The sequence below is a fragment of the Streptomyces sp. NPDC048416 genome (assembly GCF_043200435.1).
GTDB lineage: Bacteria > Actinomycetota > Actinomycetes > Streptomycetales > Streptomycetaceae > Streptomyces.
Map to the genome: position 1 here is coordinate 224,412 of NZ_JBICXU010000011.1, position 25,578 is coordinate 249,989.

Annotated in this window: 19 protein-coding genes; 10 read left to right on the forward strand and 9 right to left on the reverse strand. The window is 72.6% G+C overall.

Features of this window, described 5'->3' with window-relative positions; translation table 11 throughout:
* Positions 1–13 precede the first annotated feature (13 nt).
* Positions 14–4,621 carry a hypothetical protein gene (locus ACGFW5_RS17300; RefSeq protein ID WP_393835059.1) on the forward strand — a complete coding sequence of 1,536 codons (4,608 nt, stop codon included), beginning with the start codon at positions 14–16 and terminating at the stop codon, positions 4,619–4,621.
* Between the two features lie 71 nt (positions 4,622–4,692).
* On the opposite strand, the gene ACGFW5_RS17305 is transcribed toward ACGFW5_RS17300, so the two are convergent.
* Positions 4,693–5,094: a hypothetical protein gene (locus tag ACGFW5_RS17305; protein ID WP_393835060.1), complete on the reverse strand. Its 402-nt coding sequence runs from the start codon at positions 5,092–5,094 to the stop codon at positions 4,693–4,695.
* Positions 5,095–5,490: 396 nt separating this feature from the next.
* Between ACGFW5_RS17305 and ACGFW5_RS17310 the strand changes: the two genes are divergently transcribed.
* From ACGFW5_RS17310 to ACGFW5_RS17325, 4 genes are read left to right on the forward strand one after another with little or no spacing between them, the layout of a single operon-like run.
* Positions 5,491–8,349, forward strand: coding sequence for a nitrate- and nitrite sensing domain-containing protein (locus ACGFW5_RS17310; RefSeq protein ID WP_393835061.1), 2,859 nt, complete (start codon positions 5,491–5,493; stop codon positions 8,347–8,349).
* Positions 8,346–8,792, forward strand: coding sequence for a roadblock/LC7 domain-containing protein (locus tag ACGFW5_RS17315; RefSeq protein WP_393835062.1), 447 nt, complete (start codon positions 8,346–8,348; stop codon positions 8,790–8,792). The genes ACGFW5_RS17310 and ACGFW5_RS17315 overlap by 4 nt, the downstream gene beginning before the upstream one ends.
* A gap of 26 nt (positions 8,793–8,818) precedes the next feature.
* Positions 8,819–9,256, forward strand: a complete 438-nt coding sequence (locus tag ACGFW5_RS17320) for a DUF742 domain-containing protein (RefSeq protein ID WP_393835063.1) — start codon at positions 8,819–8,821, stop codon at positions 9,254–9,256.
* Positions 9,237–9,842 (forward strand): ATP/GTP-binding protein, encoded by a 606-nt coding sequence (locus ACGFW5_RS17325; protein ID WP_393835064.1) that lies wholly within the window; start codon positions 9,237–9,239, stop codon positions 9,840–9,842. Before ACGFW5_RS17320 ends, ACGFW5_RS17325 begins: the two co-directional genes overlap by 20 nt.
* 270 nt (positions 9,843–10,112) lie before the next feature.
* On the opposite strand, the gene ACGFW5_RS17330 is transcribed toward ACGFW5_RS17325, so the two are convergent.
* The 4 genes from ACGFW5_RS17330 to ACGFW5_RS17345 all read right to left on the reverse strand — a co-directional run bounded on the left by ACGFW5_RS17330 (position 10,113) and on the right by ACGFW5_RS17345 (position 13,195).
* Positions 10,113–11,303: a lipid-transfer protein gene (locus ACGFW5_RS17330; protein WP_393835065.1), complete on the reverse strand. Its 1,191-nt coding sequence runs from the start codon at positions 11,301–11,303 to the stop codon at positions 10,113–10,115.
* Complete coding sequence (locus ACGFW5_RS17335) at positions 11,300–11,728, reverse strand: Zn-ribbon domain-containing OB-fold protein (protein ID WP_393835086.1); 429 nt, start codon at positions 11,726–11,728, stop codon at positions 11,300–11,302. The genes ACGFW5_RS17330 and ACGFW5_RS17335 overlap by 4 nt, the downstream gene beginning before the upstream one ends.
* 118 nt (positions 11,729–11,846) lie before the next feature.
* A complete protein-coding gene (locus tag ACGFW5_RS17340) occupies positions 11,847–12,194 on the reverse strand; it encodes an Mpo1-like protein (RefSeq protein WP_393835066.1) in 348 nt (115 codons plus the stop codon).
* Positions 12,195–12,298: 104 nt separating this feature from the next.
* The gene (locus ACGFW5_RS17345) at positions 12,299–13,195 is read right to left on the reverse strand and encodes a M15 family metallopeptidase (protein ID WP_393835087.1); all 897 of its coding nucleotides are present in this window, start codon (positions 13,193–13,195) and stop codon (positions 12,299–12,301) included.
* Positions 13,196–13,307: 112 nt separating this feature from the next.
* On the opposite strand from ACGFW5_RS17345, the gene ACGFW5_RS17350 reads away from it, so the two are divergent.
* Both ACGFW5_RS17350 and ACGFW5_RS17355 read left to right on the forward strand, forming a co-directional pair.
* On the forward strand, positions 13,308–13,856 hold the full coding sequence (locus tag ACGFW5_RS17350; protein WP_393835067.1) for an NUDIX domain-containing protein: 549 nt from the start codon (positions 13,308–13,310) through the stop codon (positions 13,854–13,856).
* A gap of 77 nt (positions 13,857–13,933) precedes the next feature.
* On the forward strand, positions 13,934–14,317 hold the full coding sequence (locus ACGFW5_RS17355; RefSeq protein WP_393835068.1) for a hypothetical protein: 384 nt from the start codon (positions 13,934–13,936) through the stop codon (positions 14,315–14,317).
* Between the two features lie 193 nt (positions 14,318–14,510).
* Here ACGFW5_RS17355 and ACGFW5_RS17360 read toward each other — a convergent pair whose 3' ends face one another.
* Positions 14,511–16,913 carry a glycoside hydrolase family 31 protein gene (locus tag ACGFW5_RS17360; RefSeq protein ID WP_393835069.1) on the reverse strand — a complete coding sequence of 801 codons (2,403 nt, stop codon included), beginning with the start codon at positions 16,911–16,913 and terminating at the stop codon, positions 14,511–14,513.
* A gap of 218 nt (positions 16,914–17,131) precedes the next feature.
* Here ACGFW5_RS17360 and ACGFW5_RS17365 point away from each other — a divergent pair, with 218 nt between their 5' ends.
* Entirely contained in the window at positions 17,132–19,120 is a 1,989-nt protein-coding gene (locus ACGFW5_RS17365) for an acetoacetate--CoA ligase (protein ID WP_393835070.1), read from the forward strand.
* On the opposite strand, the gene ACGFW5_RS17370 is transcribed toward ACGFW5_RS17365, so the two are convergent.
* Entirely contained in the window at positions 19,121–20,440 is a 1,320-nt protein-coding gene (locus ACGFW5_RS17370) for an aminotransferase class I/II-fold pyridoxal phosphate-dependent enzyme (protein ID WP_393835071.1), read from the reverse strand.
* Between the two features lie 108 nt (positions 20,441–20,548).
* Between ACGFW5_RS17370 and ACGFW5_RS17375 the strand changes: the two genes are divergently transcribed.
* Entirely contained in the window at positions 20,549–21,754 is a 1,206-nt protein-coding gene (locus tag ACGFW5_RS17375) for an MFS transporter (protein ID WP_393835072.1), read from the forward strand.
* A 24-nt stretch (positions 21,755–21,778) separates the two neighbouring features.
* Positions 21,779–22,663: a hypothetical protein gene (locus tag ACGFW5_RS17380; RefSeq protein WP_393835073.1), complete on the forward strand. Its 885-nt coding sequence runs from the start codon at positions 21,779–21,781 to the stop codon at positions 22,661–22,663.
* A 162-nt stretch (positions 22,664–22,825) separates the two neighbouring features.
* Here ACGFW5_RS17380 and ptsP read toward each other — a convergent pair whose 3' ends face one another.
* Complete coding sequence (gene ptsP, locus ACGFW5_RS17385) at positions 22,826–24,496, reverse strand: phosphoenolpyruvate--protein phosphotransferase (RefSeq protein ID WP_393835074.1); 1,671 nt, start codon at positions 24,494–24,496, stop codon at positions 22,826–22,828.
* 80 nt (positions 24,497–24,576) lie between these two features.
* Positions 24,577–25,026, reverse strand: coding sequence for a PTS glucose transporter subunit IIA (locus ACGFW5_RS17390; RefSeq protein ID WP_393835075.1), 450 nt, complete (start codon positions 25,024–25,026; stop codon positions 24,577–24,579).
* Positions 25,027–25,578: the final 552 nt, after the last annotated feature.

Consider the following 25,578-nt stretch of genomic DNA (forward strand, 5'->3'; position numbering starts at 1 on the left):
AGAGTCCGCCGACATGTACGAGCTGTCCCGGGTCCGCCTCTATTCCATCGGGCCCGCCGGTGCGCGCTACGCCGACACCGTGCTTGACCTGCGGGGAGTCGGCGCACCCGTGCCCAACCCGGCCCCGGCGCAGGCCGAGTTCTTCGAGGACGAGCCGGCCGGCCCGCCGCGCCGCCCGGCGCCCGCGGGCGTGCTCTTCCTGGAGAACGGCGGCGGCAAGTCCGTCCTGCTCAAGCTGATCTTCTCGGTGATGCTGCCCGGCCACCGCAACACCCTGGGCGGCGCGAGCTCCGGCGTACTGCGCAAGTTCCTGCTCGCCGACGACTGCGGGCACGTCGCCCTGGAGTGGCAGCACACCCTCACCGGCGAGCTCGTCGTGGTCGGCAAGGTCAGCGAGTGGCGCGGGCGCCAAGTCTCCAACGACCCGCGGAAGTTCGCCGAAGCCTGGTACTCCTTCCGGCCGGGCCCCGGCCTCAGCCTGGACTCGCTGCCCGTCGCCGAGTCCAGCGCGATGCGACCCTCCGCCGAAGGTTCCTCCAGCGCCCAGGGCCGGCGCCGCACCATGAAGGGCTTCCGCGACGCGATCACCGAGGCGACCAAGGCCTACCCGCACCTGGAGGTGTACTGGGAGGAGATCCACGACCGCTGGAACGAACACCTCGGCGACCTGGGTCTCGACCCCGAACTCTTCCGCTACCAGCGGGAGATGAACGCCGACGAGGGCGAGGCCGCAGGCCTCTTCGCGGTCAAGAAGGACTCCGACTTCACGGACCTGCTCCTGCGGGCGGTCACCGACACCCGCGACACCGACGGCCTCGCCGACCTGGTCAGCGGCTTCGGCAACAAGCTCGGCCGGCGCTCCGAACTCACCGCGGAGCGCGACTTCACCGCCGGCTCGGTCGACCTCCTCAACCGGATCGTCGAGGCCGCCGACACCCGCGCCCGTGCCCGCGACGTCCACGCCGGTGCCGAACGGCGCACCCGTACGCTCGCCCGGCGCCTCTCGGCCCGTGCCGCCGCCGAGCGCGGCCGCGCCACCGACCTCGCCCAGCAGGTCACCGCCGGCGCCCACCACGTCACCCTCGCCGAACAGGCCCGCGGCCGCAGCTCCCTGATCGCCTCCGAACTCGCCTACCGGCACGCCTCGTTGGCGCTGGCCGTCGCCGAGAAGGCCGCCACTGCGCAGCGCCGCGAACTCGCCGACGCCCGTACGCTGCACTCCGCCTGGCAGGCCGCCGAGGCGGTCCTGCGCCACCGCGCCGCCGCCGACCGCTCGGCCCGTGTGGCCGCCGCCATCCAGGAGGCCGAACGGGACGCGGCCCCGGCACTCGCCGCCCGCGCCAGGGCCGCCGCCGATCTCGTACGGGCCCTGCACACGGCCGCCGAGGACGGCGAGCGGGTCGCCGCCGAGGAGGAGGAGCGCTCCGCGGGGCTCCAAGACGTGGGCGAGGCGGCCCACCGCGACGCCACGGTCGCGGCGACCGAGGCCCAGCGGGCCCGCAGCGAGGCCGGGCACCTGCGCCAGCGCCTCGCGGAGGTCGAGCAGGAGACCGCCGAGGCCGTCCGCGCGGGCTGGCTGGACGACAGCGCGCCCGACGCCGACCCGGCGCGTGCCGCGCTCGCCGCGAGCGACGCGGAGAAGACCGCGGTGGCCGCGTGGGACGTGGCGCGTGAGGCCGCCCGCGCCGCCGCCGACCGGGCCCGCGAGGCCGCCTCCGTCGAAGCCCGCGCGGAACTGGCCGCGGCCCGCGCCGAGGACGCCGCATCGGCCGCCGAGCACGCCCACGACGCGGAGCGCCGGGCCGCCGAGTCGATCGCATCGCACGAGCGTCTGGCCGAACTGCTCAGCCTGCCCACCGGCCGCCCCGGCGTGCCCGAGCCCCGCAAGCACGACGGCGACAACAGCCAAAGCCCGCTCAGCGCAGAGGAGTTGGACCGCGGCGCGGACGAGCTGCGGGCCCTCCTCGACCAGGGCGTCGCCGCCGCGGAACGCCAGCTCTTCGAGCTGCGGACCGCCGCCGCCGACGACTCCCGCATCCTCGGCGCGCTCGGCGACGGCGGACTCCTTCCGCCGAGCCCCGATGTGCTCGCGACCGTCGAGTACCTGGGCGAGCACGGCATCCCGGCGCTGCCCGGCTGGCGCTATCTCGCCCAGGCCGTCGCCCCCGCCGACCACGCCGCCGTCCTCGCGGCCCGTCCCGAGCTCGTCGACGGCGTGGTCATCACCGACCCCGCCTCGCACGCACGGGCCCGTGCCGCGCTGGCCGGCGCCGCGCTGCTGCCGCGCTCCGCCGTCGCCGTCGGCACGACCGCCGCGCTGCTCGCGCCCGTTCCCGCCCCGGACGCGGGCGACGAGAGCGGCGTCTTCCTCGTGCCGCCGAACCCGGCCATGCACGACGAGCACGCCGCCGACGAGGAACGCCGGACGCTGCGGGCCCGCGCCACCGCCCGCGACGAGGAGATCCGCGCGCTCGCCGCACGGCTCGCCGGGGACCGCGCGCTCGCCGCCCGGATCGGGTCCTGGCGCGCCGACTGTCCGCCCGGCATGCTCGCCGAACTCGCCACCGCGGCCCACGGCGCCCGCGAGAGCGCCAAGGAAGCCGCACAGGAACTGACCGAGGCCCGCACGGCGCGGGCCGAAGCCGACGAGGCGGCCGCCGAGTCCGCGCAGGTGCGCGAGGAGCGCCAGGAGGCCGCCCAGCGTGCCCGGCGCGCCGCCGACGCGCTCGCCGGGCTCGCCTTCCGCCTGCGCGAGCGGGCCGGCTGGCAGGTCAAGCTGCGCGAACTCGCCGACGAGGCAGCCGAGTCGGAGGCCCGCGCCCACACCCTCCTTGAGCGCGCCAAGGCCGCAGACGAGGACCGCCGCGCCGCCCAGCGCGCGGCCGACGATGCCCACCGCACCGCCCGCGCGCTGCGCGCCGAACGCGCCGAGATCGCGGGCGCCCCCGAGACCCTGCCGGAGCCCGACGCCGACGCCCCGCACACCGCGCTGCCCGCCCTGCGCGAGGCCTACCGCGCCGCGTCCCAGCTGTACGAGAAGGTGGGCGTCGGCGCCGACCTGCGCGCCGAGCAGGCCCGCGCGGAGAGCGACGAAAGCGCGGCTCTGGCCGAGCTCGACCGGCTCACCAACAAGGTGCGCACCCGCGCCGCCACCCTGCTCGAAGGCACCGACGGAGCGGACGGCCCCGCACGCCAGGCGGCCGCCGCCCGCGCCGAATCCCTGGTGCAGATGCTGGAGACCCGGGCATCCACCGCGAGCGAGCAGCTGGGCCGGCTGCGTGGCGAGGCCGAACGCCTGGCCCCCGCCGACGGCCTGACGCACACCGAGCTCCCCGACGAGCAGGTGCCCGCCGACGCCGAACAGGCCCAGGTGCTGCTGCGGGCCGCGTCGGCCGAACTGGCCACGCGCTCCGACGAGTTGGAGACCTCGCGCGCCGCGCACGCCGAACTGCTCACCGCCCACCGCGCGGCCGAGGACGCGGCAGGCGGCTTCGACGAGACGGCGGCGCTGCTGCGCGACCTGCTCCGGGACAACAGCCAGGGCGCGGAGGAGGAGAGCGCACCCGACCCCTACCCGGGCACCCTTGAGGAGGCCCGCCAGGTCGCCGCCGAGACCCGCCGCTCGCTGCGCGGGTGCTCAAGCGACCTGTCGGGCGCCGACTCCGCGGTGCGCGAGGCGAGCGACATCCTGGTGCGCCACGCCAACGCCACCCGCTACGAGCAGGTCCGCACCCCGGCCCGCCAGCAGATCCGCGAGCTGCCCGCGGCCTCACTGCCGGAGCACGCGGCCGCCTGGGCCGCCGCGTTCGAACCCCGGCTGCGTGTCCTGACCGACGAGCTGGAGCAGCTGGAGCGCAACCGGGACTCCATCGTCGACCGGCTGCGCGGCCTGGTGGAATCGGCGCTCACCACGCTGCGCTCCGCACAGCGCCTGTCCCAGCTCCCCGAAGGCCTCGGCGAGTGGTCGGGGCAGGAATTCCTGCGGATCCGCTTCGACGAGCCCGACCAGGCCACCCTCACCGAACGGCTCGGCGAGGTCATCGACGAGGCCACCCGTGCCGCCGTGCGGAAGAACTCCGACCTGCGCCGCGACGGCATGTCCCTGCTGCTGCGCGGGGTGCAGGCGGCGCTCGAACCGCGCGGCATCGCCGTGGAGATCCTGAAGCCGGACGCGGTGCTGCGCGCCGAGCGTGTGCCCGTCGGGCAGATGGGCGATGTGTTCTCCGGCGGCCAGCTGCTCACCGCCGCGATCGCCCTGTACTGCACGATGGCGGCGCTGCGCAGCAACGACCGGGGACGCGACAAGCACCGGCACGCCGGCACGCTGTTCCTCGACAACCCGATCGGCCGCGCGAACGCGACGTACCTCCTGGAGCTCCAGCGGGCCGTGTCCGACGCGCTCGGCGTCCAACTCCTCTACACCACCGGCCTGTTCGACACCACCGCGCTCGCCGAGTTCCCCCTCGTCATCAGGCTGCGCAACGACGCGGACCTGCGGGCGGGACTGAAGTACATCAGCGTCGAGGAGCACCTGCGGCCCGGACTTCCCCAGCAGGAGACCGCGGGCGAGACCGTGCACGGCGAGATCACCGCGACGCGCATGTACAAGCGGCCCGCCTGACCCCCGGCCGCCTGACCCGCCCGCCCGACCCGGCCGTCCCGGCGCCGCCCCCGAGGCGGCGCCGCGGCGGCTCAGGCGCGGGACAGCCCCCGGCCCGAGCCCTTCGCGGACCGTATTCGGCCCGTGTGCTCGGCCGCGCGGGCGGCCCGCCGGGCCCGGCGGCGCTCCTTGCGCAGCTTGCGCGCCGTGCTGTTGGGCATCGACACCACGCCGTTGCGCTGGTTCCACACCTGGCGGGTGACCCAGACGTCCAGCACTCCCCACGTGGCCAGGACCGTGCTGGCGACGCTGCTGATCACCATGGGGAAGGCGAGCCAGGACCCGGCGAGCGTGGACAGGAAGGCGACCACGGCCTGGATGAGCGTCGCCGCGACGATGATCACGGCGCGCACGGCCGCGGTCCGCACCGGGTCGGGCAGCCGTGGTCGCACGGCCGGCTCCTCCACCCACAACGGTTGCTGCTCAACGCTCATGCCGTATTCCTCCCCGCCCGCCGAGCCCCGATGCCTCGCCGGCCCCACGGCTCCGTCCCCGCGGATCCCGGCCCGGCGTCATTGCTTCCTGACACCCGTGTGCCCCGTAAGTGCCCCGACCGCACAGGCGCCCCGTACACACAGACGAACGGAACTCCCCGAAGATTCCGGGCAGATGGCCGGAAGGCAGAATTCCAGCCATCTGCCACTGTGGTCGAAAAGCGGCCATGACGGGTGTCGCCCGCCAGAGCCCTGATTGCCATCTCCCGGAATACCAGGACAACTCATGATCGCGACGACCGAGGGCGGCTGAAAATCGCCCGGACGTGCCTTCGAGTTGTCTGTGGGTCGGTAGTAGGCTCACGCCGTTTGTTGACGGTTGATCTGGGGGAGGCCATGCGCTTTCGCGGGAAGTCCATCCGCAGGAAGATCGTGGCGTTGCTGCTGGTGCCGCTCGTCTCCCTCACGGCGTTGTGGGGGTTCTCCACCTACCTCACCGGCCGACAGGCCAACGAGCTGATGAACGTGGCGCACATCGTCAAAAAGGTCGGCTACCCGATCGAGGACACGGTCCGCGTCATCCAGCAGGAGCGCCGGCAGACCCTCGTCTACCTCGCCGACGAGCGCCCGTCCGACGCCCTCGCCTCCCTGCGCAGCCGCCGGACCGCCACCGACACCGCGATCTCCGCGATCCGCGCGGCCACCCGGGACTCCGACATCCGCGGCGACCTCCAGCCCACCGCGAAGGCCCACCTCAAGGCCGCGCTCGCCGGCTTCGACACCATCGCCGCGCTGCGCCAGTCCATCGAACAGGGCACGGTCGACCGGGTCCAGGCGCTTGAGTTCTACAACCGCCTCATCGACCCCTGCTACAGCTTCCTCATGAATCTCCACGCCCTGGAGAACGTGGAGATGGACAAGCAGGGCCGGGCCCTTGTCGGGCTCACCCGCGCCCGCGAAATGCTCTCCCGCGAGGACGCCCTCGTGGCATCGAGCCTGATCACCCCGAGGACGACGGCCCCCGAACTGCGCCAGACATCCGACCTGGTGGCCAACCGGCAGCTGCTCTACGACACCAACCTGGAACTCCTGCCCAACGCCGAACGCCGCGCCTTCCAGCGCTACTGGAACGGCCCCGACACCGAGGCGCTGCGCACCGCGGAAGCCGCCGTCATCGACGCGGGCCCCGCGAAGAACCCCCGCCACATCGACGCCGCCCGCTGGCAGCAGGCCGCCACGCCCGTCCTCGACCACCTCGCCCAGATGGGCACCAAGGCGGGCAACCGCTACGAGGACCGGGTCGAACCCGTCGCCTTCAACGTACTGATCAAGGCCGGACTCGCCGGTGTCCTCGGCTTCCTGGCGCTGCTGATCTCCCTGTTCATGTCCGTACGCATCGGCCGCGAGCTGGTCCGCGACCTCACCCGGCTCCGCAAGGAGGCCCACGAGGTCTCCGGCGTCCGCCTGCCGAGCGTGATGCGGCGCCTGGCCGCAGGCGAGAGCGTCGACGTGGAGACGGAGGCGCCGCGCCTGGACTACGAACGCGACGAGGTCGGCCAGGTCGGCCAGGCCCTCAACACCCTGCAACGCGCCGCCGTCGAGGCCGCCGTCAAACAGGCCGACATGCGCCGCGGTGTCGCCGACGTCTTCGTCAACCTCGCACGCCGCAACCAGGTACTCCTGCACCGCCAGTTGACGCTTCTCGACACCATGGAGCGACGCACCGAGGACACCGACGAACTCGCCGACCTCTTCCGCCTCGACCACCTCACCACGCGCATGCGCCGGCACGCCGAGGGCCTGGTGATCCTCTCCGGCGCCGCCCCCTCCCGCCAGTGGCGCAAGCCGGTCCAGCTCATGGACGTCGTACGGGCCGCGGTCGCCGAGGTCGAGGACTACGAGCGCATCGAAGTGCGCAGGCTGCCGCGGCTCGGCGTGATCGGCCCGGCCGTCGCCGACCTCACCCACCTCATCGCCGAACTCCTGGAGAACGCCACGGTGTTCTCGCCCCCGCACACCGCCGTCCAGGTGCACGGCGAGCGGGTCGCCAACGGCTTCACCCTGGAGATCCACGACCGCGGCCTCGGCATGGCCCCCGAAATGCTGCTCGACGCGAACCTCCGGCTCGCCGAGACCCCCGAGTTCGAGCTGTCCGACACCGACCGGCTCGGCCTGTTCGTGGTCAGCCGGCTCGCCCAGCGCCAGAACGTGCGGGTCTCCCTCCAGCCGTCGCCGTACGGGGGCACCACCGCCGTCGTGTTCCTGCCGGCCACCCTGCTCACCGACGCGCCCGACACCGAGGGCACCGGCTTCCGCCTGGGCCGCACCTCCGCACCCGGCCGGGACGGCAGCGCATCCGACGCCCCGCGCCGCGCACTGTCCCCGCTGCCCGTCGGCATCCCCGGCCAGTCGGTCCTGGACGGCCCCGTCGAACTGGAGCCCCCGCTCGACCCGTTGGGCCTGGACGAGCCGTCCGTGTTCGAGGCGCCGGTGGGCCGCGAGGAGCCCGACGCCGCACGCGGCGGACTGCTGCGGACCGCCCGCCGGGCCTCCGACGCGGCCGACGAGGGCCAGCAGCACCAGCAGAGCGCGGACGAGGGCGCGGAGCCGGAGCCCCTTCCGCTGCCGCGCCGTCGCCGGGTGCCGACCCTGGTCAGCGACAACGGCCGCCGCGTCGACGGGCCCGGCAGGGGCCATCCAACACCGGACCCCGAACCGCACCCGGACGTCAGCCGCGCCTTCGACACCCGCCTGCCCGAACGCCGCGCGCCCCAGACGTCCCGCCCGCCTGCGCCCGGGCCGGGATCCGGGGCCCCGCAGCCCCTGCGCCCCGCGCCACGGCCCGCGGGTCTGACACCGGTGCGGCCCGCCGGCCTCACCGAACCGCCCGCCGCCGCGCCACCCGGCCCGGCCGGCCTGCCGGGCGCACCCAGCTCCGCACCCTCCTGGGGCCCCGAACCCGGACGGCCCGAGAACGCAACGCCTCCCGGCGGGCTGCCCCGCCGAATCCGCCAGGCCAGCCTCGCCCACCAGCTCAAGGACGCCCCCGAAGCGCGGCACACCACGCCCGACACCGATGGCGGACCCGAGCCGGAGCGCGACGCCGACGAGGTGCGCGACCGCATGGCCGCGTTGCAGCGCGGCTGGCAGCGCGGGCGACGGCACAACGCGACATCGGACGCCGCGGAAGGACCATCCGCGGCCGCCCGGGGCGACAACGTACGACGAACCACACCGGAGGGGGACGGTCGATGACCGCGCCACAAGACTCAGCCGCACCACGCAGGGCCACCCAGAGCGGTACCGGCGAACTCAACTGGCTCCTCGACGAGTTGGTCGACCGCGTCGGCTCCATCCGCAAAGCCCTCGTGCTCTCGGGCGACGGCCTCGCCACCGGCACGTCCCGCGATCTGACCCGCGAGGACGGCGAACACCTGGCCGCGGTCGCCTCCGGCTTCCACAGTCTCGCCAAGGGCGTCGGACGCCACTTCGAGGCGGGCAAGGTGCGCCAGACCATCGTCGAACTCGACGACGCCTTCCTGTTCGTGACGGCCGCGGGCGACGGCAGCTGTCTGGCCGTCCTGTCCGACGCGGACTCCGACGTCGGACAGGTCGCCTACGAGATGACCCTCATGGTCAAGCGGGTCGGCGTCCACCTGACCACCGCACCACGGACCGGCCTGCACACCGGAGGGTGAGTGGGTACGCCATGAGCGGGGACGCGATGAGTGACGCAGACCGGCGGACCGAGGCCCCGCCGGAGGACCCGTCGGCTGCCCCTGGCCTGCCGCTCCACTGGTTCGACGACGACGCAGGCCCCGTGGTGCGTCCTTACGCCATGACGCGCGGCCGCACCACCAGCGTCGGGCAGCACCGTCTCGACCTGATCGCGGTGGTCGTCCCGGAACCCGCCGCCGACGACCCCGGCCGCGACCAGACGCTGTCCCCGGAACACGTGGAGATCGTCGAACGCTGCGGCGACGCGCCGCAGTCGATCGCCGAACTCGCGGCAGGCCTCGACCTCCCCGTCGGGGTGGTCCGCGTCCTGGTCGGCGATCTCGTCGCCGATGCCCTTGTGCACGTAACCCGTCCCGTACCGCCGGCCGAGCTGCCGGACGAGTCCCTACTCCGCGAGGTGATCAATGGCCTTCGGGCGCTCTAGCCGCAGGAAGCGGCACGTCGATCCGGTGACGCTCAAGATCCTCGTCGCGGGCGGCTTCGGTGTCGGCAAGACCACGCTGGTCGGCGCGGTGAGCGAGATCCGGCCGCTGCGCACCGAGGAACGCCTCACCGAGGCGGGCCGTCCGGTCGACGACCTCGCGGGCGTGGAGGGCAAGAGCACCACCACGGTGGCCATGGACTTCGGGCGCATCACGCTCCGCGAGGACCTGGTGCTCTACCTCTTCGGCACGCCGGGCCAGGACCGGTTCTGGTTCCTGTGGGACGAGCTGGCGCAGGGCGCGCTCGGCGCGGTCGTCCTCGCCGACACCCGCCGCCTTGAGGACTGCTTCGCCGGCATCGACTACTTCGAGCGGCGCGGGATCCCCTTCACCGTCGCCGTCAACTGCTTCGACGACGCGGCCCGTTACCCCGCCGACACGGTGCGCGCGGCCCTCGATCTGGACCCGGATGTGCCGCTTCTGCTGTGCGACGCGCGGGAGCGCGAGTCGGTCAAGGACATCCTGGTCGGGGTGGTCGAGCACGCGATGGCGATGTCGGCGAAGTCGCGCCAGCCCGCGCCCACCTGATGCGTTGACGCCGCCGCGTGGGGACGCCTCTGGGTGGGGGCGTTGCCACGCGGGGACGCCATGGAATGAGGGCGCCGCCGCGTGCGGCACGACCCGTACCCCCGCCGTCCGGGGGTACGGGCCGTGCGCTCGGCGCCGGCGCCGGCGCCGAGAGACAACAGGAAGTCTCAGCCTGAGCTGATGGTCCGTCAAGGTGTTGTGCGGCGGCGGGGGTTGTTGGCGCTGTGTACCGCGCCTGCTGCGCCCGTCGTGTCTGTCGCACCCGCCACCTCAGCGCACCGCGACCACCGCCGAGCCGTGCCCGAACAGGCCCTGGTTCGCGGTGATCCCGACCCGGGCACCCGCGACCTGCCGGGGTCCCGCCACACCCCGCAACTGCCAGGTCAGCTCGCACACCTGGGCGATGGCCTGGGCCGGCACGGCCTCCCCGAACGACGCAAGACCGCCACTGGTGTTGACCGGGACGCGGCCGCCGAGCGCGGTCACCCCGTCCCGCAGGAGTGCGGCCCCCTGGCCCGTGCCGCACAGCCCGAGGTCTTCGTACCACTCCAGTTCCAGGGCGGTGGACAGGTCGTACACCTCGGCCAGCGACAGCTCCTCGGGACCGATGCCCGCCTCCTCGTACGCGGCGCGGGCCAGGGAGGCCCGGAACGAGTGCGGCGATGGTGCGACGGCGACCGCCGAGTCCGTCGCGATGTCGGGGAGGTCGAGCACGGCCTTGGGATAGGTGGGGCTCACCGTCGAGACCGCGCGGATGCGGACCGGGTCCGCCACGCCGTGCCGACGGGCGAAATCCATGCTGGTCAGGACGAGGGCGGCGGCTCCGTCCGAGGTGGCGCAGATGTCGAGCAGACGCAGCGGATCCGCGACCACGGCGGAGGCGGCCACCTCGTCGGCGCTGACGGCCTTGCGGTACCGGGCATGCGGATTGAGCGCGCCGGCCGCCGCGTTCTTCACCTTGACCTGGGCGAAATCGTCCAGCGTGTCGCCGTGCAACGCCATGCGGCGCCGCGCGTAGAGACCGAAGTAGGCGGGATTCGTCGCGCCGAGCACCCTGAACCGCAGCCAGTCCGGGTCATCGGGGCGCTCACCGCCGGCCGGAGCGAAGAACCCCTTGGGAGCGGCGTCGGCCCCCACCACGAGCACCACGTCCGCCAGTTGGGCCAGGATCTGCGCGCGTGCCGCACCGATCGCCTGGGCCCCGGAGGCGCAGGCCGCGTACACGCTGGTCACCCGCGCACCCTGCCAGCCGAGCGCCTGCGCGAACGTCGCCCCCGCCACATACCCGGGGTAGCCGCCGCGCACGGTGTCCGCGCCCACCACCGACCGCACGTCCGCCCAGTCGATCCCGGCGTCCGCGAGCGCGGCCCTGGCCGCAGTGGTTCCGTACTCGACGAAACTCCGCCCCCACTTGCCCCATGGATGCATCCCCGCGCCCAGGACCGCGATGTCGCCGCTCATGCCGTCACCCCCACGGGCCGCCAGTGCCAGGTCGTCCAGGAGGTCTCGGCGTCCTCATGGAGGACGCCCGGCACCACCTCGACCTCCATCCCGACCGCCAGGTCCGCGGTGCTCACGCCGGGCGCGGCCTGACCGAGCACCACCATCCGCTCGGCCGCCAGCTCGACGGCGACCAGGGTGTAGGGCTCCCACGCCACATGGGGGTCGGACACATAGGGGGAGGGCGGCCGGTAGCGGCCGTCGGTGTACGACCACACGCGGCCCCGCTTGGACAGTGGCACTTCCGCCAGCTCGCCGCCCGCGCAGGCGGGGTTGCGGCAGAAGGCGTCCTCGCGGGGGAAGAAGACCGAGGCGCAGGCGGCGCACCGGGTCCCCAGGAGCCGGAAGTCCTGCCCCCGCGCCTCGGTGAACCAGCCGGGGACCACAGGCGTGCGCTTGCGTGCTTCAGACAAAGCCCCTCCCACGACCGGCATCTGACGGAACGTCAGAAGTGTGCCACGGGCGCCCGGGGTTGGGGAGAGGCGGTCGCGGCCCCTTCCGCGCTCAGCGGTTCCCGGCGAGCCACTTCGCGGCGATCTCCCCGAGCTCGTGGTCCCGCCCGGCCAGCATCATGCGGATCATCTGCCGGTCGCCGCGCAGCGACCAGGCGGGGTGTCCGAAGGTGGCCGGGTTGTTCCGCTCGATGAACCAGTGGGCGGGCCAGGCCGTCCCGTACCCGATGAGCGGAAGCGCCAGGGCGTAGCGCCTGCGGCCCCGTGCGAGCCCGTAGGCGCTGACCGCGAGGCCGGTGAGGGTGCCCGCCAGATGCACCCAGCGCGTGGCCGCCCTGGAGTGCATCGCCACGTAGTAGGGCCAGAATTCCTCGTACGATTCGAAGGTGGGTTTGGTCATGCGGCAGAACCTAATCGCTTCTCGGAGAACCGGATACGGCTGCGTCGCGTCCGAGAAGACAGAGCGGGTGCCCGGGACCCACGGGGGTGGCCCCGGGCACCCGCTCAGGCCTCATCCGGAACCGGAGGGGGTTGCTCCCTATCACTCGTGACGAGGGAGGCAAGCCATGATGGTTCCGCGAAGCGGAACGGCTCGGACGAACGGCTCGGATCTCGGTGCCCCGTCACGGAACGCCGCGCCACGGGGGAGTCGAAGCGGGTGTCGGGAAAGGGTTCCGGCCGATACGTGAAGTGCCACCATTCCTCGGGCAGGTTGACGAATCCCCGCGCCTCCAGCGTGTGTTTCAGAAACTGCCGGTTCGCCCGCTGTACGCCCTGGATGCGGGGGTCGTCGGTATGCGCCAGGGTGTCGAAGCAGTCGAAGCCGGTGCCCATATCGAGGGAGTTGTCGGGGAACCGTTCGCCGCGCGGCGCGTAGCAGGGCGCGAGGGGCTGCCCGGGGCGGTAGGGCCCGCTCGGCACGGCGGGCAGCTCGACGATCGTCAGATCCATGGTGCTGCCCCGGCTGTGCCCGGACCGCTCGGCGATGTAACCGTCGGCGAACAGCCTCGACTTGTCGACCCGCGGGTAGAACTCCGCCTTCATCCTCTGGTCGGCCAGGTCTTTGGCCCAGCGCACGAAGTGGTCGACGGCCCGCTGCGGCCGGTAGCAGTCGTACACCTTCAGGGAGTAGCCCCGCCGCAGCAGTTCCCGCTGCGCCCGGTGCAGCGCTTGGGCGGCCGGCCGGGTCAGGATGCACAGCGGCTGCCGATAGCCGTCGATCGGCCCGCCCACGAAATTGTGCGGGGTGATGTAACGCATCTCCTGGATGATCGAAGGATCGACGGAACTCAGCGCCACGAACGCGCCCGGCACCTTCGGCCGCGGTGTCGCTTGCGCGCCGGGGGCCAGTGCGGTGACGGTGAGCAGCGCCGCCGCAGCGGTGACGAGGCCGCGCAGCATCCGTGACGGCGCGCACCGGGCGGTGCCTCGCGGTTCGGTACGTCGTGTCATGTGCACACCCCTGATGGGTTCAACTCGCTTGTGGGGATGGGTGGTCGGCTAGAGTCCGCGCGTGAGCGCCACCTCGAAGCAGCCCCTGACGCACTCCCACTGCGGTGCGTGCGGAGCGCCGTACGGTACCCAGGACGACTGGCCCCGCCTCTGCGCGGCGTGCGGCACGACCGCCTACCGCAACCCGCTTCCCGTGGCGGTCGCGCTCGTGCCGGTGCACGGCCCGGAGGGCACCGGGCTCGTCGTCATCACCCGCACCATCGAGCCACGGCGGGGCGGCCTCGCCCTGCCCGGTGGGTTCATCGACCACGGCGAGAGCTGGCAGGACGCGGTGGTGCGCGAACTCCGGGAGGAGACAGGCATCGAGGCGCCGGTCGAGGAGGTCCGCCTCGCCGACGCCCTGAGCTCGCCCGAACACCTGCTCCTGTTCGGCCTGCTGCCGGTACGCCCCGTCGGCGCGCTGCCGCCCCCGCGGCCGACCGACGAAACCGACGGCTGGGAACTGCTGCACACTCCGGTGCCCCTGGCCTTCCCCCTGCATACGGAGGCGGTCCGCAAATGGTTCGCGGGGGAGTACGACCAGGAGCGCGGCAGACTTCGGTCCACCTGAGGGCCACGATCTCGGCCCGCCTGGGTGGTGTGACTTCGGTCCGCCTGGGTGGTGTGGCTTCGGCCCGCCTGGGTGGTGTGACTTCGGTCCGCCTGGGTGGTGTGGCTTCGGCCCAGTTGGGTGGCGCGATCTCGGCCCGCCTGGGTGGTGTGGCTTCGGCCCAGTTGGGTGGCGCGATCTCGGTCCGCCTGGGTGGTGTGGCTTCGGCCCAGTTGGGTGGCGCGATCTCGGTCCGCCTGGGTGGTGTGGCTTCGGCCCAGTTGAGTGCCGCGATCTCGGTCCACTTGAGTGGTGTGGCTTCGGCCCAGTTGAGTGCCGCGATCTCGGTCCGCCTGGGTGCCGCGACTTCGGTCCGCCTGAGCGGTGTGACTTCGGGCCGCCTGAGCGGCGCGGCTCCCGGCTCGCTTGCTCCCTTGCCGCACCGGATCCACTCCCTCGCCTGCGCTTCTGACCCGTCCTGACGGGCGCGGCTCCTGGTCACCCCGCCGGCGTGCGCGGCTCTGGACGGGTGCATCGGCGGTCGCAGTTCCGGGCCGACCCCGGCCGCCGCCGCTCCCGGACCCGTCGGCGGCTGCCACGCGCGGGGGAGCGACCGTCGCTTCGCGGTAGAACCCCGCAGACGTCCTGGCAGCTGCCACGCGCGGGGGAGGCGTTTCAGCGTGCCACCCCGCGTACCCGCACCGGATACCCCACCTCGCCGCCGACCCCGCCGCCCGCCTCGCCGCCGACCCGGCCGGGCGGCCCGCCGCCCTCCCCGCCGTCGGCACGCTCCACCACGACCCGGCCGTTCACGACCCGGGTCGTGAACCGTTCCACGCTCGCCCGCTCCCAGCCGTCCCCCGCGTCCCGCACCACGAGGCCGCCCCCGCGGCGGCCGGTGGGCGGCGCCCAGACCTCCAGCTCAAGGGCGCCGTCCTCGCCGCGCACCGGGATCACCGAACCCGCCCTCGCGAGCACTGGAATCCGGGACAGCGGGGCGTCCAACAGCACCTGGCCGGGGCCTTCGTGGGCCTCGCCGGTCGCGGTGTCGTACCAGCGTCCGCGCGGCAGCCGCACCGCCCGGCGGTCCGCGCCGCGCTCCAGGACCGGGGCCACGAGCAGCGCGTCGCCGAGCAGGAACGCGTCCTCGCAGTCTCGCAGCGCCCGGTCGGCCGGTGCGCCCCACCACAGCGGGCGCACATAGGGAGCTCCGGTCAGCCGCGCCAGCTGGGCCAGCGTCACGAAGTACGGGTGCAGCCGCCGCCGTTCGGCCAGCGCGGCTCGCGCGCCGTCGAGCACCGCCGTACCGAACTCCCAGGGTTCGCGCCGTCCCGCCCACTTCGCGGCGTGCGTACGGAACAGGGGCAGCCAGGCGCCGAGCTGGAACCAGCGCAGATACAGCTCGGGCGACGGACTCCCGGTGAAACCGCCCACGTCCGGCCCCGAGTACGGCACTCCGCACAGACCGAGCCCGAGCACCAGGGAAAGCGAGGCGCGCAGGCCCGGCCAGCCGGTCGACACATCGCCGGACCAGGTGCCGCCGTAGCGCTGCATCCCGGCCCAGCCGGAGCGTGAAAATAGGAAGGGCCGCGCATCGGGGCGCAGTCGGCGCAGCCCCTCGTAGCCCGCCCGGGCCATCGTGAGGCCGTACACATTGTGGGCCTCGCGGTGATCACCTCCCCGGCCGTCGAGGTCGTGCCGTGCCGATCTGGGCAGCGTCGGATCTCCGAACGGCGCGAAGGACACGGGTTCGTTCATGTCGTGCCACACGCCGGCGAAGCCCTGGTCGATCCGCTCCTGGTAGAGCCCGCCCCACCAGGCGCGTGCCCTCGGATCCGTGAAGTCGGGGTAGGCGCATTCCCCGGGCCACACCTGCCCCCGTACCTCGCGCCCTCGGACATCCTTGACGAACGCCTTGGCGGCGAGACCCCCCTCGTACACCGGATTCCCGCGTTCCGCCCGGACCGCCGGGTCGACGATCGAGACCAGCCGCACCCCGTCCCGGGCCAGGTCCTCGGCCAGTCGCGGCAGGTCGGGGAACGTGCGCCGGTCGACGGTGAAGACCTGGTGGGCGTCGTGGTGGTCGATGTCCAGGTGCAGCGCGGACAGGGGAAGGCCGCGCTCGGTGTACCCGGCGACGATCCGCCGCACCTCCCGCTCGCTGCCGAACCCCCAGCGGGCGTGCTGGGGGCCCAGCGCCCAGGACGGCGGCAGCGCCGGCGCTCCGGTCAGTCCCGTCCACCCCTGGAGGACCCGGGCCGGTGTGCCCGCCACCACCCAGCACCGCAACGGCCCCCCTTCCATCCGCAGCTCACTGCCGCCCGGACGGTCGTGCCCCGATCCCGCGCCCTCCTCGCCCTCGCGCAACAGCACCCGCCCGTCCCAGGTGCTGTCGTAGAACGCGAGGTGGGTCCCCGCGTCCGCGACCACCAGCTGCACGGGCATCGTGATGTACAGCGGGTCGTCCGCCGGGCCGAAGCCGCCGCCCGGATCGGTGTTCCACAGGCGGTACGAACCAGCACGCAGCCGAGGCCCGCCCGCGCGCCCGCCGAGCCCGAAGAACCGCGCGTCGGCGGCCACTTCGGACCGTTGCAGCCAACGGGCCGGCCCTCCGCCCACCGGCTCCCACCAGCGCGGCGCCAGCTCCCGCCGCAGCGTCACCCCTCCCGGGGTGCGCACCTCCACCGCGCCGTGCCGGGAGACGGCCACGGTCAGTCGCTCGGACACCACCCGCCAGCCACCGTCCTTGTCCGGCTCAAGGACCGCCCGCGCATCCGGCTCGGGCGCCGGGCCGTCCAGGGCGTACGACGGCTGGGGACCGGCCCCGTCCCAGCCCCAGAACACCGCGCCGCCGACGGCGACCCGCACCTCCAGCTCGGAGCGCGCGAAGCGCACCACACCGCCGCCGGGCCGTGGCTCGGCCTCGCGCACCGCCCCCGGCACCCGGGCGAGCTCCGGACCGCGTGCGGGCAGGTCCCGCGCGTCCGCCCGGCGCCGCAGCAGAGCCGAACGCAACGCCCGCAGGCCGCCCGCCGAACCGACCGCCTTCACCGAGCGAACCAGGTCATCGCCGTCCATGCAGCTCAGCCTGCCACTCGGAACGCTCCGGGCGCGGTGTGTTCAACCGCTGTTCACCTGTGGTGGCGCCACCTGATCAGGCACCCGACCATGGGTGGCACGCCCTGGTGCGGAAGACGATCACATGGCATCGTCCCTTCCAGCCGCCTCACGCGCACACCCCTTCGCGTGTGCGCGGGAAACACGCACACCACGCGTTACAGCCCGGGAGCCGACCGATGACCTCAGCAGCGAACCCCGATCCGCAGCCCGCGCCCCTGTGGCAGCCGGACTCCGACCGCATCGCCGCCGCGCGGATCACCCGCTTCCAGGCCTGGGCCGCCGAACACCACGGGGCGCCCGCCGAGGGCGGCTACCCGGCTCTCCACCGCTGGTCGGTCGCCGAACTCGACACCTTCTGGCAAGCCGTCGCCACCTGGTTCGACATTCGCTTCTCCTCCCCGTACGAAGCTGTCCTTGCTGATCGAACGATGCCCGGTGCCCAGTGGTTCCCGGGCGCCACGCTCAACTACGCCGAGCATGCCCTGCGCACCGCCGAGGACCCGTCGAGGTCCGGCGCGCCCGCGCTGCTGCACGTCGACGAGACCCATGAACCCGTGGAGATCAGCTGGGCCGAGCTCCGCCGCCAGGTCGGCTCGCTCGCGGCCGAACTGCGTGCTCTCGGTGTGCGTCCGGGAGACCGCGTGAGCGGCTATCTGCCCAACGTCCCGCAGGCGGTCACCGCGCTGCTTGCCTCGGCCGCCGTCGGCGCCGTGTGGACCTCCTGCGCCCCCGACTTCGGCGCCCGCAGCGTCCTAGACCGCTTCCAGCAGGTCGAGCCGGTCGTCCTGTTCATCGTCGACGGCTACCGCTACGGCGGCAAGGAGCACGACCGCACCGACGTCGTCGCGGAACTGCGCCGCGAACTGCCCACGCTGCGCGCCGTCGTGCACATCCCGCTGCTCGGCACGCCGGCTCCCGACGGCACGCTCGAATGGTCCGCCCTCACCGGCGGCGACGCGGAGCCCGTCTTCGAGCAGGTGCCCTTCGACCACCCCCTGTGGGTGCTCTACTCCTCCGGTACGACGGGCCTGCCCAAGGCGATCGTGCAGTCCCAGGGCGGCATCCTGCTCGAACACTTCAAGCAGCTCGGACTGCACTGCGACCTCGGCCCCGAGGACCGTTTCTTCTGGTACACCTCCACCGGCTGGATGATGTGGAACTTCCTCGTCTCCGGCCTGCTCACCGGCACCACGGTCGTCCTGTACGACGGCAGCCCCGGCTTCCCCGACACCGGCGCCCAGTGGCGGATCGCGGAGCGCACGGGAGCCACCCTGTTCGGCACCTCGGCCGCGTACGTGATGGCGTGCCGCAAGGCGGACGTGCACCCGGGCCGCGACTTCGACCTGTCCCGCGTCAAGGGCGTGGCGACCACCGGCTCCCCGCTGCCGCCCGACGGATTCCGCTGGCTCCACGACGAGGTGCGCGAGGACCTGTGGATCGCCTCGGTCAGCGGCGGCACCGACGTCTGCTCCTGCTTCGCGGGAGCGGTGCCGACGCTCCCCGTGCACATCGGCGAGCTCCAGGCGCCGTGCCTCGGCACCGACCTCCAGGCCTGGGACGCGCAGGGCAGGCCCGTCATCGGCGAGGTCGGCGAGCTCGTCGTCACCAACCCCATGCCGTCCATGCCGATCCGCTTCTGGAACGACCCGGACGGCAGCCGCTACCACGACAGCTACTTCGACATGTTCCCGGGCGTGTGGCGCCACGGGGACTGGATCACCCTCACCGACCACGGCTCGGTGATCATTCACGGCCGCTCCGACTCCACCCTCAACCGGCAGGGCGTGCGGATGGGTTCGGCGGACATCTACGAGGTCGTCGAACGGCTCCCGGAGATCCGCGAGTCCCTCGTCATCGGCCTCGAAGAACCCGACGGCGGCTACTGGATGCCCCTGTTCGTGCACCTCGCCGAGGGCGCCGTCCTGGACGACGCCCTCCGTACGAAGATCAAGCAGGCGATCCGGGAACAGCTCTCACCCCGCCATGTCCCCGACGAGGTCATCGAGGCACCGGGCGTCCCGCACACCCTCACCGGCAAGCGCATCGAGGTCCCCGTGAAGCGGCTCCTCCAAGGCGCGGCCCTGGACAAGGCTGTCAACCCCGGTTCGGTGGACAATCTGGAGCTGCTGCGCTTCTACGAGGACATCGCCCGCAAGCGCGGCTGATCAGCCCCCGTAGGTGGCCTCGGACTCGCCCAGCGCATCGGCGAAGTCCGAGGCCAGCCGCGCGGCCTGCGCGGTTTCCAGGCCCGCGACGGTGACCCGCACGCCGGGCGCCGCCGCCATCCGGAACCGGGCCCCGGCCGCCACCCACCAGCCGCGCGTGCGCAGCCCGTTGACGACGGCCGACTCGTCGGGCACCGGCACCCACACATTCATGCCGCTCGCCCCGTGCGCCGGGATACCGCGCCGGGTGAGCTCCTTGACGAATGCCGTACGCCGCCTCTCATAGGCGACCTCCGCCCGCGCCACCAGGACCTTGGCCGACGCATCGTCCATCAGCGCCAGCACGGCGGCCTGCAAGAGATGACTCACCCACCCGGAGGTGAGCAACAGCCGTCCGTCGTGCCGCGCCAGCGTCACCGGATCGCAGGCGGCGGCCGCCCACCGCAGGTCCGGGCCCAGATACTTGGTCACAGTCCGCACCTGGGCCCAGCGGGAAAGCCCGCCCTCCGTAAGGGAGTTGAGCTCCGCGCCGGCGATCTCGGCGGCGTGGTCGTCCTCGATCACCAGCACCTCGGGGGCCTGGCGCAGTACCTCGACCAGCGCGTCGCGCCGAGCCGGGGAGAAGCAGCCCCCGTACGGATTCTGCCCCCGCGGGCTGCACACGACGGCCCGCGCGCCGCCGCGCAGCGCCTCCCGCAGCCCCTCGGGCCGCATCCCCTCGTCGTCCACCGCGACCGCGATCGCCCGCAGCCCCATGGCCTGGACCAGATCGAGCAGATGGTGGTATCCGGGGTCTTCCATGGCCACCGCGTCCCCGGGGCGCAGCTCCGTGGCCAGCAGCCGCGCGACGCAGTCCAGCGCACCGTGGGCGAACGTCACGGAGCCCGACGGCACTCCGTCACCGTCGAACCAGGCACGCACCCGCTCCTCCAGGCGCGGCAGCCGAGGTGTGGAGCGGTGCGAACGCGGGCCGGAGGACGGCGCGACGAGGGCCGGCAGGTCCGGCAGGAACGCGAAGTCGGGGTGGCCGCCCGCCAGGTCCCGCAGCCCGTCGGGGACCTTGGGCGGCCGACGGGAGGCGACGGCCGGGGCGGCGGCGACCACCGTCCCGCCACGGCCCCGGGTGACCAGCACGCCGCGCTGCCGCAGCTCCTTGTAGGCGGTGGCCACCGTGCCGGGACTCACCGCCAACTCGTCGGCCAGGCGGCGCACGGGAGGGAGCGCGTCGCCCGGCCCGAGGCCACCCTCGGCGACCGCCCGCTCGACGGACGCGGCAATTCCCTTGGCCGTCGTACCAGAGATCGAATATTGTGTTGCCACGTAAGAAATTATGTACCAATACATAAGTGTCGTCAAGGGGGAGCAATGGGCGGGAGCCGCCGCGCCGCACTGTGGGGACGCGTTCCGGGGGGCCTCGACGGACGTCGCATGCTGTCGGTCGCCTTCGTCGACAGGACAGGCAGCGGCCTGTGGGAAGCCGTCTCCGTCCTCTACTTCAGCTACGTCGCAGGCCTCTCACTCGCTCAGATCGGCACGCTGGTCGCCGTGTCCGGCGCCGTCGGCATCGCCGGCGCGCCCATCGGTGGCCGCATCGCCGACCGGCTGCCCCTGACCCGCGTCCTGATCGGTCTTCAAATGCTGCGCGCACTGGCCGCGTTCGCGCTTCTGACCACCGACAACTTCGTCCTGCTGCTCCTGTTCGCGTCCGTAGGGAGCTTCGGCGACCGCTCGGCCAACGTCCTCACCAAGCTGTACGCGGCCCGAATCGCGGGCCCCGAACGCGTCCGCTACCAGGCCGTCAGCCGGACCGTCGCCAACGCGGGCTGGGCCGTCGGGGGCCTCGCCGCAGCGGGCGCCCTGGCCATCGGATCGGCCTCCGCCTACGAATGGCTCCTGGCCGGCAACGCCCTCTCGTTCCTCGGCTCCGCCCTCATCACAGCGCTCTGCGCCGAACCCCGGACACCCTCACGCACGGTCGCCAGGTCCGGCGATCCGGCGACGCCCCGCGGAGCCAGTCCCTGGCGCGACCGCCGCTATCTGACGTTCGTGGCCACCGAGACCGTGCTCTTCCTCGACGACGCGGTGTTCAAGGTCGGCCTCCCGCTCTGGACCGTGCACGCGACCGACGCCCCGCACGGACTCGTCCCGCTGCTCATGGTGATCAACAACGTGATGGTGGTGGGCCTCCAGGTGCCGCTCGCCCGCTTCGGGGCCACCACCACCGCCGCGCGCCGACTGCTGCTCCCGCTCTCGGCGACCTTCGCCCTTGCCGGCGTGGCCATCGCCGCCTCCGCGGCACCCGGCGCCGCACTTGCCACCACCTTCCTCGTGGCCGCGACAGTCGTTTTCACCCTGGCCGAAATCGTCCACGCGACCATCTCCTGGGAGCTGTCCATCGCCCTCGCCCCCGACGACGCCCAAGGCGCCTACCTCGGCGTGCACGGCCTCGCCCAGTCCGTCGAGCGGAGCGTCGGCCCCCTCGCCGTCACCGCGGCGATCGCGACCGGACCCGCCGGCTGGATCACCTTCGGCACGATCATCGCGGCCACCTGCCTGATGCAGCACCGTCTCGTCCGGCCACGGCCGACGCGAGCGCGACTGTCAGTGCCGTCGATTACGGTGAGTGAGCATTGATCGACACCGTGCTCAGGGGGAAACATGGCGCACACCCATCACATCAAGGCCATCCGGCGCACACTCCGCCGTGAAATGCCGGGCACCGTCGGCCTGATCGCCGACGTGCACGACTTCACGGCCATGACGAGATACCGATCCTTCGCCTTCCGCGACCACACCGCCTACCTCCGCCAGGTCGAAGGACTCCTGCGCTCACTCGCGGCCCAGGGGGCGCACACGACGGTCGCTCTCTTCGACCCGGACGAGTTCACCGCGTTCTGTACCTCACGGGGCATCGACCCGGACACGGCGGACAGCCGCACACGCTTCACCGCCGAACTGGCAGCGGGCGGCGCCCGCGTGGCCTACGCGGGCCAGCCCATCGTCAGCCTCGTCCCGCAGCTCATCGACAAGGCCGCCCGCAAAGCCACCTGGGAGTACGCGACGCTCATCCTGGCCGAGGCGGGGGAGTGCGCCGACTGCGGCCAGGACATCGGGCGGGCCGCGTTCGACGCGGCCTCCCACCTCCTGCTGAGCCTCCTGGAAGCCGCCGGCTCCGGCACCCACCACCTGGTGTGCAGTGTTCCCGTCCAGGAGGAGCAGCTCATCACCGTCCTGCACGCCCACCGGGACGGAAGCGACCCGGCACACCTGGACGAGACCGACGCGGCGGAGTTCGTGACCGTCCTCGCGGCGGGCATCGCCCAGCGCGGTACCGGCGGCCTGGTCCTGCGCACCACCCAACACGGCGTCCCCGACCAGTTGTACGGCTGGCGCCTCCAGCGCGACCGGCTCGATCCCCTCACCGCGGGCGAGGTGTTCAGCGCCTACTGCACCGACGCCGAGACCGGCGAACCGGTGGCCCCGGAATCCGGCGTCGAATACCGCGCCGGGTTCCCCGTCGACCAGCCCGACAGCCACCACTGAATCCACCGGCCGACAACCGCCGCTGAACCAACACGTAGAAACACGTAGAAACACGTAGAACAGACAGACACACGCAGAACGCAGGGAAAGGGGTAAACGAAAGGGGCTCCCCGCCGCACCGCGGCGGGAAGCCCCTGTCACACCGGTCTCACGACCGCCCGGTCACTCGCCGGACAGCACCGCCTGAGCGGCATTGCGCGCGTCCTCGGCGGTGTCCGCGGCACGAGCCGCCGACGCCGCACGCTCGCACTGCGCCAGCGTGTGCTTCGCCAGCGTCGCGCGCACATAAGGAATGGACGCGGCGCCCATCGACAGACTGGTCACGCCCAGACCGGTCAGGACACAGGCCAGCAAGGGATCGGAGGCAGCTTCGCCACACACCCCACAGCTCTTGCCCTCGGCCTTCGCGGCCTCGGCGGACATGGCGATCAGATCGAGCAGCGCCGGCTGCCACGGGTCCTGGAGCCGCGACACCGCGCCCACCTGACGGTCCGCCGCGAAGGCGTACTGCGCCAGGTCGTTGGTGCCCAGCGACAGGAACTCGACCTCCTGCAGGATCGAGCGGGCCCGAAGCGCGGCGGAAGGAATCTCCACCATCGCGCCGAACTTCGCCCGCAGCCCGGCCTCACGGCACGCGTCGGCGAATGCCTTGGCGTCCGTACGGTCAGCCACCATCGGCGCCATGACCTCAAGGTAGACGGGCAGCCCCTCGGCGGCCTTGGCCAGCGCGGTCAGCTGCGTACGCAGCACCTCGGGGTGGTCGAGCAGCGAACGCAGCCCGCGCACACCGAGCGCCGGGTTGGGCTCGTCGGCCGGAGTCAGGAAGTCGAGCGGTTTGTCGGCGCCCGCGTCCAGGACGCGCACCACGACACGCCCCTCGGGGAACGCCTCAAGCACCTTGCGGTACGCCTCGACCTGCTTGTCCTCCGTCGGCGCCTTGGCGGAGTCGTCGAGGAAAAGGAACTCGGTACGGAACAGACCGACGCCTTCGGCGCCCGCCTCCACCGCGGCCGGGACATCGGCGGGTCCGCCGACATTGGCCAGCAGCGGCACCTTGTGACCGTCCGACGTGGCGCCCGGACCGGACGAGGCGGACAGCGCCGCCTTGCGCTCGGCGGCGGCCCGCTCCATCTCGGCCTGCTTCTCGACGCTCGGGTCCACGAAAAGCTCGCCCGTGCTGCCGTCGACGGCGATCAGCGTGCCCTCGGCCAGCTCACCGGCGCCCGGCAGGGCCACGATCGCGGGCACACCGAGCGCCCGCGCCAGGATGGCGCTGTGACTGGTGGGTCCACCCTCTTCGGTCACGAAACCGAGCACAAGCGCCGGGTCGAGCAGCGCCGTGTCGGCGGGCGCCAGGTCACGGGCGATCAGCACATACGGCTCGTCGCTGTCCGGAACACCCGGCATGGGCACGCCGAGCAGGCGCGCCACGATCCGGTTCCGCACGTCGTCGAGGTCGGCGACGCGACCGGCCATGTACTCGCCGGCGCCCGCGAGCAGTTCGCGATAGTGCGAGAACGCGTCGTATACGGCCCGCTCGGCAGTGCTGCCGACGACGATGCGCCGATCCACGTCGGCCATCAGCTCAGGATCCTGGGCGATCATCGCCTGGGCCTCCAGCACGGCCTGTGCCTCACCGCCGGCCAGGTTGCCGCGCGCCATCAGATCGGCGGCCACAGCTTCAACGGCCTGGCGGGCGCGCCCCTGTTCGCGCCCGTGCTCCGACGCCGGAATCTGCTTGGCAGGCGGTTCGAGAACCGCCGTACCCATGTGCCGAACCTCGCCGATCGCCACACCGTGGCTCACGCCGACGCCTCGCAGCGTTGTCTCCATCTCACCGTCTCCGATAGGTGCGGCGGCCCATGCCGCCGCCGTTGTTGTCCGTCAAGCGCGCCGTTACAACGGCGCCGGAGTCAGCGCCAGCCGAAGAGCGCGTCGCCGGCCTTCACATCGCCGCTCTCAGCGACGTCGGAGAGGGAGTCAGCGGTGGCTTCAAGAGCCACGATGGGACAAATGGGGGACTTGCCGGCGGCCTCGACGGCGGCCGGGTCCCAGCGCACGACTTCCTGGCCGCGCGTCACGGTGTCACCCTTGTTGACAAGGAGCTCGAAGCCCTCGCCGTTGAGCTGAACGGTGTCGATTCCGAGGTGCGTCAGCACACCGTGGCCTTCGGCGTCGACGACGACGAAGGCGTGCGGGTGCAGGGACACAACGACGCCGTCCACGGGCGCCACGGCCGCCGCCGGCTCACGTACGGGATCAATAGCGGTGCCGGGGCCCACCATTGCGCCGGAGAAGACGGGGTCGGGCACTGCAGCGAGCCCGATGGCCTGTCCGGCAAGTGGCGACGTCACGCTGGTCATGGGGAGCCTCCCAGGGGCGGAGCTTCAAAGTGTCGCCGTCACTACCTGTCCTGGACGGCGTACTGTTCAGAAGGGTAAGTCATAAGAAGTCCCAGTTCCGCACGACAGGTAGTGGTTGGCGGACCTAGGTGCACACCGGAAACGATTTGCCTCAACTCCCGGTGGCCTGTACTGTCGTACTCCTGCCTGACCCCGTCACGACACTGTGATGCGGCGGTCGGCGGCACCTACCAAGTCTTGATCCTAACCCGGATTTCCAACTCTGCATGCTTGTGGAGACGGTGGTCGGGAAGACGAAAAAGACTTGCTAGAGTCTGAATCGCCGGAAAGCCAAACAAGGCCGGAAAGCGAATTACCCGCTCCAGCGGGTGGCAGAAACGGAAATCGGATCTGCTAGGCTGGAAACACGAAATACCGAAGGGAAGCGCCCGGAGGAAAGCCCGAGAGGGTGAGTACGAAGGAAGCGTCCGTTCCTTGAGAACTCAACAGCGTGCCAAAAGTCAACGCCAGATTGACAACCCCGTCTCCACTTCGGTGGGACGAGGTTCCTTT

Coding starts and splice junctions, on each gene's coding strand:
- ACGFW5_RS17300 (WP_393835059.1), top strand. CDS start 14: ATGTACGAGCTGTCCCGGGTCCGCCTCTATTCCATCGGGCCCGCCGGT.
- ACGFW5_RS17305 (WP_393835060.1), bottom strand. CDS start 5,094: ATGAGCGTTGAGCAGCAACCGTTGTGGGTGGAGGAGCCGGCCGTGCGA.
- ACGFW5_RS17310 (WP_393835061.1), top strand. CDS start 5,491: ATGCGCTTTCGCGGGAAGTCCATCCGCAGGAAGATCGTGGCGTTGCTG.
- ACGFW5_RS17315 (WP_393835062.1), top strand. CDS start 8,346: ATGACCGCGCCACAAGACTCAGCCGCACCACGCAGGGCCACCCAGAGC.
- ACGFW5_RS17320 (WP_393835063.1), top strand. CDS start 8,819: ATGAGTGACGCAGACCGGCGGACCGAGGCCCCGCCGGAGGACCCGTCG.
- ACGFW5_RS17325 (WP_393835064.1), top strand. CDS start 9,237: ATGGCCTTCGGGCGCTCTAGCCGCAGGAAGCGGCACGTCGATCCGGTG.
- ACGFW5_RS17330 (WP_393835065.1), bottom strand. CDS start 11,303: ATGAGCGGCGACATCGCGGTCCTGGGCGCGGGGATGCATCCATGGGGC.
- ACGFW5_RS17340 (WP_393835066.1), bottom strand. CDS start 12,194: ATGACCAAACCCACCTTCGAATCGTACGAGGAATTCTGGCCCTACTAC.
- ACGFW5_RS17345 (WP_393835087.1), bottom strand. CDS start 13,195: ATGCTGCGCGGCCTCGTCACCGCTGCGGCGGCGCTGCTCACCGTCACC.
- ACGFW5_RS17360 (WP_393835069.1), bottom strand. CDS start 16,913: ATGGACGGCGATGACCTGGTTCGCTCGGTGAAGGCGGTCGGTTCGGCG.
- ACGFW5_RS17365 (WP_393835070.1), top strand. CDS start 17,132: ATGACCTCAGCAGCGAACCCCGATCCGCAGCCCGCGCCCCTGTGGCAG.
- ACGFW5_RS17375 (WP_393835072.1), top strand. CDS start 20,549: ATGCTGTCGGTCGCCTTCGTCGACAGGACAGGCAGCGGCCTGTGGGAA.
- ACGFW5_RS17380 (WP_393835073.1), top strand. CDS start 21,779: ATGGCGCACACCCATCACATCAAGGCCATCCGGCGCACACTCCGCCGT.
- ptsP (WP_393835074.1), bottom strand. CDS start 24,496: ATGGAGACAACGCTGCGAGGCGTCGGCGTGAGCCACGGTGTGGCGATC.
- ACGFW5_RS17390 (WP_393835075.1), bottom strand. CDS start 25,026: ATGACCAGCGTGACGTCGCCACTTGCCGGACAGGCCATCGGGCTCGCT.